This window comes from Priestia sp. AB (genome assembly GCF_028369225.1).
In the GTDB taxonomy this organism is placed as follows: domain Bacteria; phylum Bacillota; class Bacilli; order Bacillales; family Bacillaceae_H; genus Priestia; species Priestia megaterium.
This window is the reverse complement of the sequence record NZ_JAQMYN010000010.1, coordinates 24,071-36,658: the sequence shown is the minus strand read 5'-3', so window position 1 is coordinate 36,658 and position 12,588 is coordinate 24,071. Positions and strand designations below refer to the sequence as shown.

Genomic DNA, 12,588 nt, shown 5'->3' with positions numbered 1-12,588 from the left:
TCAACTGGGTCGATCCTAATATATCTCCTTAAAAGAGCTTAACAGGTAACTGTTTTAAACCACGAATTATAAGACTTTGCCGCCATTCTAGTTCAGACAGTTCAGCTGCAAGAGTAATATCTGGGTATTCCTCGAGCAAAACCCGAATGGCAATTTCCCCTTCAAGTCGGGCTAGTGGGGCACCTAGACAGTAGTGAAGACCTTTACCAAATGCAAGATGCGGACTTTTCTCTCTTGTAATATCAAGATTACTAGGTTTTACAAACACCGACGGATCATGATCAGCAGAGGCAAGTGAAACAATAACGTGATCCCCCTTCTCAACCTGCTGACCCATAAACGTAAAGGATTCTTTCGCCCAACGGTCTGTACTGAACTCTACTGGCCCATTAAAACGTAGCAATTCCTCAATAGCCTGAGCCACAAGGGAAGGATCTGCTTTTAGCAACGCAAGTTGCTCTGGGTGTGTAAGTAGAGCCAGTAAACCGTTAGCAATGAGATTAACGGTCGTTTCATGTCCTGCCACGATAAGAAGCATGATAACTCCATACAATTCACTTACGGTCAGCCGTTCTCCCCCTTCCTCAGCTTGAATTAGATAAGACATTAAATCTTCTTCAGGAGAAACACGCTTTTGTTCTGTCAATTTCTCCAAATAAGCCATAAATTCCAGATTGACTTTGTCATACTCAGAATCATCATTTATATCCACTAATGCGTTGGACCAGCGCTGGAAATCAAGCTGATCTTCAGAAGGAATACCAAGTAATTCACAAATGACTCTAATTGGAATCGGAAACGCATAAGCGTTGATAAAATCAACTGTTCTCTTGTTACTCATAATCTTAGCTTGTTCTCTTGCAATTTCTTCAATACGTCCCCTTAACTTCTCAATCCTTTTGGGTGTAAAACCACTTTGCACTAGGCTGCGTAAACGATGATGATCTGGCGGGTCAACAAAGAGCATACTTTGAGCGATTGGAGGTAAATTCTCATCTGTCATTTCATCAGGAAAAACGGTCCGCATATCTTTTATAAACCTATTATCTTTTAATACGGCTTCTGCTGCCTTATACGTAAAAGCCATCCATGTACTGTGTCCTTCGTTAAGCATCTTCACTTTTGCAAAAGGTTGGTGTGGACGAATTTTCTTATAATAATCATAAGGGTTTTGGTGGAACTGTTGTGAAAATAAATCAAGTGATTTTATATCCATAAGTATTGCCCTCCCTTTCTAAACTCCCTCGTACTAATAAGCTGCTTTATTTCCGGGTAAACACTTTTCCAACCTCACGAAATAATATAATCTATATCCAAACACCCCTTCTCTTAATTTCTAACTTAATTTTAATGTCTACCCTAAGAGGAGAGTCAATCTTGTTTTTTATGGAAGGTTCCGTTAGGTTAAATTTTGAGCTTTCTGTACAAAATTGGAAAGGATTCATTTTTTAGTGAAAGTTTCTTATTATTTAAATTCATAGTCCGTAAACGTATGTTTTTACGGTAGGTGTATTAAGGAAAATGAATTTACGTTAATTTTATAGATCAGAAAAACCAGACTTAATAATAAAGATACAATTCAATTTTCCCCATTAAATTCCTCGATATAATACAAATATTATACAATATAAAAAGACTGATAATTTAGGGGGGAGATTATATGGGAAGACAAAATGGAACAATTAAGTGGTACAACTTTAATAGGGGATATGGTTTTATTACAACAGAAGATGAAACTGAGATTTTTGTTTCTTATCGCTCTATTGAAGGGAATGGTTATGCAGATCTGAAAGAAGGTCAAAAGGTTTCTTTTGACATAGAAACAGGTCAAAGGGGTCTAGAAGCAGTGCGTGTACGGGTCCTACACTAATTTCCTAAGATCATCTATTATTTAAAAGGCAACAGGTTATTCTGTTTCCTTATTTGGCTTTATAAAGTTATTTTGACCATTAGTCTAAAATAGGTCGCATACTATTATAGTTTGTAGAAAAAATAAAAAAGAACCTCGACAATTGGCAAGCGAGGTTCCTTTTTACAGCCAATATTTGTCATGAGGTAGAAATATTAGTAAATAAATAATAACATATTTTTTTATAAAGACTACATTTTTCTAATTAAGTATACTTCCCCAAGGGTTCTTCTGCTTGTTTGGTTCCTTTAGAGGTATTATGTTAACTAATTTTGTATATGATATACACCCTTAAATTCTATTTTGATTGTATGTTAAAATAGAATTATAAGGAAAAATAGGTGTATATAGGTATGTTAACTGCAGTAATTTTAACTATTTCAATTTTATCTTTGGCTTGGATTGTAGGACAAAGATAGCAGCAACGTGAAAAATAGTTGATTAGAAGAAAAAGCAATTGAGGTGATTTATATGCAAAAACAACAAGGTATTACTGTACTTTTACTAATGTTAGGAATGGCATCTATTTCTTTAGGGATGGCCCTAAAGAATGGATTTGAGTACTCTCCTGCTTAGGATGGCTTTTAGGAACTCTAATATTGATAGTTAATTCTATTTATACAGGAAAAAATATAAAAAAGAAAAGCAATACATAATTAAATTTAGAAGTGCTTGGATAGCAATTATCCAAGCACTTTTTATGCCGATAACTGCGATTATGTTAACTGGTTTGGTATATCGTATACATCTGAAATAAATAAAAGATTCCTTAAAAAGTAAAACAATTCTTTTCACTAAACGTCTTATTTATAGCAGTAAGGCTGGGAGGGATTGTTTTGTCACATAAGGATAAACAGAAGGTTTGGGTAAAGTTTATTATTTTTACATTAGTCGTAGGGGGAATTGTCGCAGTTTTCTCTGTTATGTCTGATCATTTGCCACTTGTAACGAGTATGACCACTCCTGAATTAATGGTTTCCTATGTAGCTATCATGCTTAATTCTTTACCAGGTTGGTTTATAATGGCGATGGTTGTTGGATATATATTTGGAACCCGAACAAGGCAAGCAGCATATTTTGGAAGCTTTTATATTGTCAGTTCCATTACCATGTATTTTGTAATTGGTCATTTTTATAATGATCAACCAGACAGTGTAGTATGGGGTTTAAAAGACATACTATATACCTTCATTACATGGTACGGTGCATCCGTTGTAGGCGGTATTATAGGAGGAATCGTTGGGTTTTTGTTCACCAAAAAACCTTTTGTATTAGTAACGCTACCAGCAGGTTTGCTGCTTCAGCTATTCTTAAATGGTACTAGAGGTTGGAGTGATGTTTTGGGCATGGCTCAAAGTGTTACTTACTGTTTAATAATTATTAGTGTTTTTATCTATTTATTTAGATTAAAGACACTCAAAAACAAAAAGGTTAAGCATTTTGCTTAACCTTTTTGTTTTCAACTGAATTTGAATTAATTAAAGTCTTAATTGTTTCAAGACTGCTCTTTTGAGATTCTCTTTTTCTTCTGTTTTAAGTTCAATTATAGGGTAATTCCTTAGGTCTATTTTAACTTTGTTTAGTTCTTTATAAATCCCATTAGACTTATGCACCATACCTACCTCTTTTATATATTTTATAGTTTACTGTCACTAATTAATACGTAAGTGCGAAAGTAAATCTATCAAGGCTGTGATAAATAAATCCACGTTCCTATAAACTACATTATGGTAACTACGTTTATATACTATTTACATTTCAGAGAAAGCTAGATTTTGCAGGATCAAGCTATATAATATGAGATTTTAATTTGATATAATATTATTTTGAATTTTTTACCACAAAACTCAATAGGGGGATACAATGAAATGAGTAAAAAAACAGCTTTGTTGCTTATTGATGTTCAAAACATCATGTTTTCTTATGAAGGTGGATCTTTATGGAATGAACAACAAGTACTTAAAAATATTACTTCTCTAAGGGAAAAAGCGCACAAATCTAATGTGCCAATTATCTATATACAGCATACAGACCCCAGTTCGGATAGTATGCTTAGTGAAGGAAAAGTCACATGGGAAATCCATCAGGATGTTGGCCCCCTACCAACAGACACAGTTATTCAAAAATCATCTTGGGACGCATTTTATCAAACAACTTTATATAAAAAACTTCAGGAACTTGAAATCGAAAAATTAGTCATTGCAGGTATGCAAACCGAATTTTGTTTAGATACTACTTGTAGAAGAGCTTATAGCTTAGGTTATAAAGAAAATATCTTAGTAAAAGATGCCCATAGCACATTTGATACGGCTGTGCTTTCAGCTTCTAAAATAGTAGAACATCATAATAATATGCTAGGTGGCAGATTCGTTACATTAAAACAAGTAAACGAAATTATATTTTAAGCTAATAAATAACTTATTACATGAAAAAAACAGCCATTTATAGGCTGTTTTTTGTTTCTGGAACTGTGATTATATTAACTTTCTAGTATGTAGACTTTAGTGATTACTGATAAACATTTAATTCTAGAAGTTCTTCTAAGTAATTAGATAATGATTTTAAATGGTTTCCAACGTAAGCATCTGTTTTTGATTCAATAATTTCTGCTGCAGGTACCATTGACAATTGCGCTGCCGAAACAATTTTATCAGGATGATTATTTATAAGATGATTCAATCCACTTGATACAGATTCTATATATTCTTCTTTCTTACCTTCCATAACAAGATTAAATGTGTTTTCTAAGAGATAGGATTCAACTTGAATGTTTTTCTTCTGCTTAGTTGCAAAGTTAATTAGTTGATTCATAGTACCTTCTACGGTGTTTGGATTAGTGAAGACTAAGATTTGGGGCTCACCTTTCTCACAGATTGAATGAAATAAAGGATCATCAATTTTAATAATAGGAATTGAGTAGGCAAGTTTATCTTGTTCGATATTAGCTGTAAAAAAGGTACATGTAATCAAAATAGCGTCTACGTGACAACTTGATATCCATTCTAACGTATCTTGAATTTTCTTTTCTGCTACCTCTTTTGTGAAGTTAGAATCCATTTTAATACGGTCTAATCCAGGATCTACGAAATGAATTAATTCAATGTTGTAGGGTTTTAGAGCTTTTTCGATATGTTCAATATTAGAGTGATGAGCATGGAAACAACCTAATCTTTTTTTCATTAAATAACCACCTTAAGTATTTTAAAGAACCTAAATTAAATTTAACACAAAATGGTATTTTTATAATGTTTAATTAAAAGAATCTTAGCAATAAATGCTGCAATTAATTTTGGTTCTTATAATACCTGTTATGTAAAGCAGGTTTCTATATGATATACAAATTAATCCTCTAAAAACAAATCAATAGCTTCTGTTAAGAATTGAACCTTATTAGGAGTTTCTCTCAATTGTTGTTTTATTCTTTTTATACATTTTGTTTTTATATCGTTTGAGATATGAAGCATCTGAGCTTCTAACAGTATAAAAGCTTGTCTACTTACTTCAAAGTTGTCTTCAAATAACAATTCAGTTATTAGTTCAGCATAGTTAGAACAATTAAATGATTCTAATGCGTATAATAGGGTTCCTCTAGATTTAACTGTCTTAGGATTCTTCAATAATCTAATAAGTGGTTCAATAGCTTGATAATCTCCAATATCGGCTAGCGCTATTGCTAAAGCATCTCTTACAACATTACTGTCGGTACTGACTAAGTATTTTATTAAAGTTGGTACTGTTGAAGGATCTTGCATTGATCCTATTTTTTTAATAGTTTCTAAGTCCTGCTCTAACTCATAAGATAAATCAATTCGTTTCTTAGCATTCTCCATTAGTTCTCTAGTAATTGCTAACCTCTTTTTTTGTTTTTGATCCATATTAACAGCTCCTTTCCCACGTTTTTGTTAGGTTCGACATAGCAAATGAAAAGTCCCGTAAAAACATATTTATCCATAAATACCATATAAGTATAATGAAAAAATTCACCAATCATTAGATTTTAATGTCCAATAATTGGACTACGGTTCATAATTTACCACTATGACATATTTAAATAAATCATGTAAAATAAATTGATTATTCCTATATGGTTACCCTATTTTATTGTAAAGGATGAACTTCGTTGAAAGAAAAAGAACTTGAAGCTTTAACTCAACGGCTTAATGATCTCTTTAATAAATTAATTAAAGGAATTATTACGGAAGATGAGTTTAAAGATCTATCTGATGAACTTTATAAAAGACAAACAAGATTAAGATATACAATTGAATTACAAAAGGGTTTACGTCAGAGAGAAAGCTTTAAATAATATAAGAAAGCAACCTAACTCTACTGCTAGTTACTAGAGTCAAGGTTGCTTTTTTTTATGAAACAAATACCTCATAGAAATTGGAATATATTAGTCGTTGATACACGAAATAAATACATTTAATGTTATATTAATGGAAAAATTAACAGGAATAGTAATGGGTGATGATGATTGAATGCATACAAAGGAGTTACCAAGCAGATTTTAATTACAGAAATAGAGATTATGAGAGAAAGAATGATTGTTACAGGGCTAAAAGAAGGATTTAATAGCAATAATACAATTAAAATGAGTAAGTTGATGGATTATTTGTTAAATGAATTGTATAAGGTAGATAAATAAACCTTGTTATCCTATATAAATTAAAAGGCAACCTCGGCATTGGCAAGCGAGGTTGCTTCTCTGGGATTAAAACTATGCTATATTAACGACAAGTCGATAGTAACATATCTTTATAACAGCACTATTTCATGTGGGTTACATATGTAGAAAAAATATTTACATCAAAAAAGAAAGCAACCTCATTCACGGGCATTGAAGTGAATGAGGTTGCTTTCTGATCGTTTAACAAATTAATCCGTAAATAGATCATCCTCTCAATTTTGAGTATTATCAGAATATCTTGTTAAAGTGTACTAAAAAAAAGGGGTAATTTTACCTTAAAATGCTATATTTTTAAAAATTAACATATATCTTATGTTTGAGTACGAATGCCTCACGCCACCTTGATTGGTTTTACTTATAATTAAAACTTTATTCCTTTTATTCGAACGTTTTAAGATCTTTTGCCAGATAAAGTGTTATCTTTTACATACATTTCATAATGCCCATTTATGTAACTAGATACCTTTAAATTAAGTAAAAGAGCTTTGAGGTTAATTGTTTTTTCAGTATCTAATCCGCACTCTTTTGCTATATCTTCGATTTCTCTTTTACTAATTTGTATGTTATTCTCCAAATTGCTCACTGTTTCTTTACTGTACTGAAAAGGAACTCCATCTATAACTTCTGTAATTAATTGATCCTGTCCTCCATATTCTGATCTGCCCTTGGCTGCAGAGTGTTTTCCAATTAATACAGCCTGCTCTTTTATATCAGATAGAAGAATCATTAATCTAATTCGTTGATTCATTAGAATACGTTGTTTATCAAAAATAGAGATAATGTTGGTTTGATAATCATCCATGGTCATGTGAAGTTGATATTTTGCTTCTCTTATTACTTCTTCACTGTTTTTAATAAGTATCATATTTAAATTCTCTGCCCTCCCCGTACCATATATACTTTCATTATAACAAACTAGAAAAAGGGAACATCATTTTTCACTATTTACTAATATCAATAATGTATATAAACATCATTATCATGGATTCATTAATCATTGATATTGATTATAAGAAAATATATCGACCCATGATTTTTAAGGATTTACACCAATAATAAGCGACCTCATTAATTGAAATTAGAATTATGAGGTCGCTTATAAAATACTCTAATTTAGTTTTTTGTATTTTTCTGTTCTTTTATTGCAAAGCAATTATTTTATCATTAAGCTCTTATCTCATTTTTAACATATTTATCAATTGTACTGAGCAAATAAATAAGGTAAGAAATTTGAGAGGCAAATCGTTTTTCTCAATAAATAGATAGCCTATATCATCTCGGAACCTTTTTTCATTTATATTTAAGTACTTTTTTTAGAAGGACTATCTGATGATATAATTCGTTCTTGGTGGCTAAAGCTCTACACTTATTATAATCTGCAATTAATCCTTTAATCTCCCTATGGAATAGGAAACGTTCATAGTTATCCAGCATGTCCTCCCCTCCTGATGCTATTTCTTTTATATTACCCATTCGACACATACTGACACTTCTTTTTCAATAAACCACATTATGTGAACTAACTCTACAGGGTATCTCTAAATAAAAAAAATGTTATTTAAATTAAAGAGGAATTTTTATTTATCTTATACAGCATTGTGAAGTGCAAAAGATTAGATTTCTTGGAAGCATTACCAAAGTTCGACAACATTTTTATTTCTAGTTGTTTATACTTTAGAGGGATGGAGAAATAATAATCGAAAAATAAAGGTATATAGAGAAGCGCCAGGCTATTCTAGGCGCTTTTTGTCTTACAACAAACCGATATTTTTTTACTGACTAAGATTATCTTAAAAAAATTAAGCTTGCTATTCCAGGAATACTTTCAAAATTCACCTAAGATTGGCGGAGGGATATGAGTGAGTGCAAATATCAAAAATTACGATAAATATAAAGATGAAGATCTACTAAACTTAATTTATTACGGGAACGAGGAGGCACTAAATTTTTTAATTAAAAAATATCGGAGGATTGTTCAAGCGAAGACATCAACCTATTTTTTAAAAGGGGCAGATAAGGAAGATCTTATTCAAGAAGGAATGATTGGTCTATATAAGGCCATTCGTAATTTTAAAGAGGATAAGATGTCCTCTTTTAAAACGTTCGCTGAGCTCTGTATTAAGAGACAGATGTTCACTGCGGTTAAAACAGCTGCTCGTCAAAAACATGGACCTCTAAATGCGTATGTTTCCTTATACAAGTCCCTATCTAATCAAGGATCAACCTATATGCTTCTGGATATGATAGCAGAAAGAAATATAACAAATCCAGAATTATTACTTATCGATCAAGAAGAATTCGAAGAAAAGAAACAAAAAATAGCCGAATTACTTAGTAAATTAGAACAAAGAGTATGGACTTTATATATAAATGACTATTCATATACAGAAATTTCCAAAGTATTAAGTATACCTGAAAAGTCTATCGATAATGCTATTCAACGAATAAAAAGAAAAGTAGAACGGTACTTGGAGATAGAAAAAGCTATGTAATCTTTTTGCCTTAATGAAAAAATTAAATTTATAGTATGCAAAAGGCCGTTGATAAAAGGGCTTTTGAGTTTATGTTTTCCTGTAATTTACATTATGTTAACTAACTTTGTATATCTTATACACCTTAAAAACAGAAAAAAACCCCTATTTCCGTAGGGAGTTTTTCTTGTATGTACATTATTTCATTTTATTTGATATTTTAAAGCATCTTGGGTAGTTTGCTCAAGATGTTATTTATTATTCATTTTTATAATTATTAAATAAAAAGAAACAGACTTGTTAGGAAGTCTGCAACTGCAACAAGAAATAAAGCTATTTACATACAACAGGTATTGTATATATATATGATCCAGCGAACTTTAGCAGTCTGCCCTATTGAGGAGATTTTATACTTTATTGACCTTATGTAGACTAGATTTGTATATTGTATATATTTTAAAAAAAGAAAAGACCACCTCTTCCCAGTTAAAAGAGATGGTCTTCCTCTATTCGTTGAATTGTAGTCGTAAATGACTCTATCACAGCGTCTTGTTTAGTTTGCTCACCATATTTGATATTATTCGTCATAGACAAAGTTAAATATAATAAAAAGAATAGGCAGAACATTTAATTAATTACTTTACTTTGTAAACGCTTTCAAATATAATGAAAATAGGTTGGATGGCATGAGTGGCTGTCATAGTATTTAGCGTAGGTGGGGCTGATACGAGGAACAGGGCATAGAGGAAATGTCCTTTTTTGTTTGGGAAATATTCCTTAGAAGTTAGGAAATATTATGGAATTCTTTCAAAAGTTTTTATTTTTTTACTTAGTTGATTAATTAGAGAGATGTTTTATATGAATAAAAATGAAGGTACTAACGTTTTTTTATTAATGTTTTCGGTTATCTCTATTTGTGGAGGATTGTTATTGACAAATGTTTTTATTTATTCCCCTATTATTGGTTGGCTTCTAGCAGGATTTTGTTTAATAATGAATTTTATTTATAAAGAGGAACAGTTGAAATATAGAAAAAGAGAAGATTAGGAATATGATCTTCTCTTTTTTTATAGGTTCTTATAACGTGTTTTATGTTAAGTAAGATTAAAGGGTAATTACTAAAGATAAAGAAAAAGCCCCATATCTATAAATTCACGGAGAAATTGGGCTCTTTCGTCTCTTCATTAAAGCAACTTTAATAGAATAACTAAACATAAACTTTTAATCATAAAATCAATTTTTTCTACTTCGCTCTAGCACCTGTTCGTTGATGATTAATCTCTCTTTTCAAAAGCTAACCAAGTTCCTAAACCAATTAAAGTAAATCCACTAACCCTTTTCTGCCATTGCATTATAGTTTTATTTTTTGCTAGAACATTTCTAATTGAATCTGCAATAATTGAATAGCAAACGTCAATTATTAGACCAAGTAATCCAAAAATAACCCCTAGAAATATGAATTGGAAAAAAGTGTTCCCTTGGTCGGGACTAATAAATTGTGGGAGAAAAGTAAGAAAAAACAAAGCAACTTTTGGATTAAAAACATCAGTTATAGCTCCTTGCCAAAAAGCTTTCCACATACCCCCGTGATTTTTTTGAATATTAATGTTTATTCCCTCTTTATCTCGAATAGTTTGTATTCCCAAGTAAATTAGATATGCAGCACCAATATATTTTACGATTTGAAAAGCAAGTGCAGAAGTCATCAAAATAGCCGATAGGCCGAATGCGGCGAGGAGAATGTGGAAAAGAATCCCTACTTGCATTCCAAATGCTGTGGCAATTCCGACCTTTTTCCCCCCAGCAATGCTACGGCTTACTACAAATGCTACATCTGGCCCTGGAATAAGTGATATTACCAATGTGGCAAACAAAAAAGCTGTAAAATTAGTAAAATCTAAATTAATAAAATCAAACATAAATATACCTCCGAAGCAAATAGATATTATTACTATAAATGAATTAAGGGATACTACCTTCTAGCTATCATTTCTATTTCAATTTGTGCGCCTAGAGGGAGGGACGCTACACCTATAGTTGTACGAGCAGGATATGGAGCAGAAAACTGTGTTGCATAAACTTCGTTCATTGCTGCAAAATCATCCATATTGGTTAAAAAAACATTTACCTTTTCCACATTATCAGGGGTTAGACCTGATGCTTCCAGCACTTTAAAAAGATTTTTAAAACATTGTTTTGTTTGTTCTACAATATTACCCTCTGAGAGCTTCTGAGTCTGTGGATCAATAGGCGTTTGTCCGGATAAAAACAGTAAATCTCCTGCTTCAACTGCATGAGAGTAGGGACCAACAGCAACAGCGCCATCAGCATTAATACATTTTCTTGTCATATATACTACCTCCTTTAGATATCTAACTTACTGCGATATAGAGGTTTATAAACAAATCATAAACCTCTATGTCCCCTATCTTTATAGATTACGGTGTAATGTTTAGGTAGATTCTTCGTTTTATTCTTTTTCACTCTAAATATAATTACGTTTTAAGAAATCTACCATCAATTCACCGATTTCATTTGCGTGTGTTTCTAAAGCAAAGTGTCCACTGTCTACTAAATGGATCTCTGCATCAGGTAAATCTTTTTTGAAAGCTTCAGCTCCTTCTGGAATAAAGGAAACATCATTTTTACCCCATACTGCTAATAAAGGTGGTTGATACTTACAGAGATATTGTTGAAATTCGGGATACATCTTTACATTGGTTTGATAATCAAATATTAAATCTAACTGTTTTTCATCATTTCCTGGTCGTTTCATATAGGCAATGTCAAGCGTATAACCATCTGGAGAAACTGTATTTTCCTGCGTCCCATCGATATACTGATGCTTAATGGTTTCTGCTGCAAAAGCCGTTCGATAACTTTGTCTTTTTTCCAGCGTGGGATTTTCCCAGTATTCTTCTCTAGCCGCCCATTTTGCTCCTAAACCTTCTCGATAAATGTTTCCATTTTGGCTAATAATTGCTGTTACACGCTCTGGGTTATGCATGGCTAAACGGAAACCAATCGGAGCACCATAATCAAAAACATATAGAGCATACTTATCAAGTTCTAATTTATTAACGAAAGCTTCGATTACCTCCGTAATATGATCAAATGTATAGTCAAATTTTTTTCGATCAGGCGAAGTTGTATTTCCAAAGCCAGGATAATCAGGGGCAATTACATAATAATCTTTTTCTAGAACCGGAATGAGATCTCGGAACATGTGGCTTGCAGATGGAAAACCATGTAGCAATAAGATGATTGGTTTATCTGGATCCCCTGCCTTCCTATAAAATATATTTAGATCTTTCACCTCTAAAGTATGATATGTTACCATACAAACACTCCTCTCTAATTTTTAAACGTTCAAGTGACTAAACTCTTTTCTAAACAACTATCATCAATGAAGACTTTATTTCTGCTAAAGTTACTGACTGCTTTCCCCATAGATTTTTTAATCAGTACCTACACCTTATAATAGATTTTCCTAGCATGTATAATTCAATACTGAGATG

General features: G+C 31.9%; 14 protein-coding genes. 7 read left to right on the top strand and 7 right to left on the bottom strand.

The window, feature by feature from the left end:
* Positions 1–28: 28 nt before the first annotated feature.
* Entirely contained in the window at positions 29–1,216 is a 1,188-nt protein-coding gene (locus POF52_RS23635) for a cytochrome P450 family protein (protein ID WP_271995371.1), read from the bottom strand.
* Positions 1,217–1,660: 444 nt separating this feature from the next.
* Here POF52_RS23635 and POF52_RS23630 point away from each other — a divergent pair, with 444 nt between their 5' ends.
* From POF52_RS23630 to POF52_RS23620, 3 genes are all read left to right on the top strand, one after another.
* Positions 1,661–1,870, top strand: a complete 210-nt coding sequence (locus tag POF52_RS23630; RefSeq protein WP_098658614.1) for a cold-shock protein — start codon at positions 1,661–1,663, stop codon at positions 1,868–1,870.
* An 875-nt stretch (positions 1,871–2,745) separates the two neighbouring features.
* Positions 2,746–3,357, top strand: a complete 612-nt coding sequence (locus POF52_RS23625) for a hypothetical protein (RefSeq protein ID WP_271995367.1) — start codon at positions 2,746–2,748, stop codon at positions 3,355–3,357.
* Positions 3,358–3,777: 420 nt separating this feature from the next.
* On the top strand, positions 3,778–4,314 hold the full coding sequence (locus POF52_RS23620; protein ID WP_271995365.1) for a cysteine hydrolase family protein: 537 nt from the start codon (positions 3,778–3,780) through the stop codon (positions 4,312–4,314).
* A gap of 103 nt (positions 4,315–4,417) precedes the next feature.
* Here the strand turns inward: POF52_RS23620 and POF52_RS23615 are convergent, their stop codons facing one another.
* Complete coding sequence (locus tag POF52_RS23615; RefSeq protein WP_271995363.1) at positions 4,418–5,089, bottom strand: hypothetical protein; 672 nt, start codon at positions 5,087–5,089, stop codon at positions 4,418–4,420.
* A 161-nt stretch (positions 5,090–5,250) separates the two neighbouring features.
* Entirely contained in the window at positions 5,251–5,784 is a 534-nt protein-coding gene (locus POF52_RS23610; protein ID WP_271995361.1) for a HEAT repeat domain-containing protein, read from the bottom strand.
* Between the two features lie 245 nt (positions 5,785–6,029).
* Here POF52_RS23610 and POF52_RS23605 point away from each other — a divergent pair, with 245 nt between their 5' ends.
* Complete coding sequence (locus tag POF52_RS23605; RefSeq protein WP_271995360.1) at positions 6,030–6,215, top strand: hypothetical protein; 186 nt, start codon at positions 6,030–6,032, stop codon at positions 6,213–6,215.
* 171 nt (positions 6,216–6,386) lie between these two features.
* Positions 6,387–6,557, top strand: coding sequence for an aspartyl-phosphate phosphatase Spo0E family protein (locus tag POF52_RS23600; RefSeq protein ID WP_164795350.1), 171 nt, complete (start codon positions 6,387–6,389; stop codon positions 6,555–6,557).
* A 433-nt stretch (positions 6,558–6,990) separates the two neighbouring features.
* On the opposite strand, the gene POF52_RS23595 is transcribed toward POF52_RS23600, so the two are convergent.
* A complete protein-coding gene (locus POF52_RS23595) occupies positions 6,991–7,464 on the bottom strand; it encodes a hypothetical protein (RefSeq protein ID WP_057245202.1) in 474 nt (157 codons plus the stop codon).
* A 994-nt stretch (positions 7,465–8,458) separates the two neighbouring features.
* Between POF52_RS23595 and sigH the strand changes: the two genes are divergently transcribed.
* Positions 8,459–9,091: an RNA polymerase sporulation sigma factor SigH gene (gene sigH / locus POF52_RS23590; RefSeq protein WP_271995357.1), complete on the top strand. Its 633-nt coding sequence runs from the start codon at positions 8,459–8,461 to the stop codon at positions 9,089–9,091.
* 837 nt (positions 9,092–9,928) lie between these two features.
* Complete coding sequence (locus tag POF52_RS23585) at positions 9,929–10,117, top strand: hypothetical protein (RefSeq protein WP_057274808.1); 189 nt, start codon at positions 9,929–9,931, stop codon at positions 10,115–10,117.
* A 227-nt stretch (positions 10,118–10,344) separates the two neighbouring features.
* On the opposite strand, the gene POF52_RS23580 is transcribed toward POF52_RS23585, so the two are convergent.
* From POF52_RS23580 to POF52_RS23570, 3 genes are all read right to left on the bottom strand, one after another.
* Positions 10,345–10,989 (bottom strand): LysE family translocator, encoded by a 645-nt coding sequence (locus tag POF52_RS23580; protein WP_271995353.1) that lies wholly within the window; start codon positions 10,987–10,989, stop codon positions 10,345–10,347.
* Positions 10,990–11,042: 53 nt separating this feature from the next.
* On the bottom strand, positions 11,043–11,420 hold the full coding sequence (locus POF52_RS23575; protein WP_057242745.1) for a RidA family protein: 378 nt from the start codon (positions 11,418–11,420) through the stop codon (positions 11,043–11,045).
* A 135-nt stretch (positions 11,421–11,555) separates the two neighbouring features.
* Entirely contained in the window at positions 11,556–12,410 is an 855-nt protein-coding gene (locus POF52_RS23570; RefSeq protein WP_271995349.1) for an alpha/beta fold hydrolase, read from the bottom strand.
* Positions 12,411–12,588: the final 178 nt, after the last annotated feature.

Bases quoted from the DNA above. Each gene is read 5' to 3' on its own strand.
- POF52_RS23635 (WP_271995371.1), bottom strand. From the start codon at position 1,216: ATGGATATAAAATCACTTGATTTATTTTCACAACAGTTCCACCAAAAC.
- POF52_RS23630 (WP_098658614.1), top strand. From the start codon at position 1,661: ATGGGAAGACAAAATGGAACAATTAAGTGGTACAACTTTAATAGGGGA.
- POF52_RS23620 (WP_271995365.1), top strand. From the start codon at position 3,778: ATGAGTAAAAAAACAGCTTTGTTGCTTATTGATGTTCAAAACATCATG.
- POF52_RS23615 (WP_271995363.1), bottom strand. From the start codon at position 5,089: ATGAAAAAAAGATTAGGTTGTTTCCATGCTCATCACTCTAATATTGAA.
- POF52_RS23610 (WP_271995361.1), bottom strand. From the start codon at position 5,784: ATGGATCAAAAACAAAAAAAGAGGTTAGCAATTACTAGAGAACTAATG.
- POF52_RS23595 (WP_057245202.1), bottom strand. From the start codon at position 7,464: ATGATACTTATTAAAAACAGTGAAGAAGTAATAAGAGAAGCAAAATAT.
- POF52_RS23585 (WP_057274808.1), top strand. From the start codon at position 9,929: ATGAATAAAAATGAAGGTACTAACGTTTTTTTATTAATGTTTTCGGTT.
- POF52_RS23580 (WP_271995353.1), bottom strand. From the start codon at position 10,989: ATGTTTGATTTTATTAATTTAGATTTTACTAATTTTACAGCTTTTTTG.
- POF52_RS23575 (WP_057242745.1), bottom strand. From the start codon at position 11,420: ATGACAAGAAAATGTATTAATGCTGATGGCGCTGTTGCTGTTGGTCCC.
- POF52_RS23570 (WP_271995349.1), bottom strand. From the start codon at position 12,410: ATGGTAACATATCATACTTTAGAGGTGAAAGATCTAAATATATTTTAT.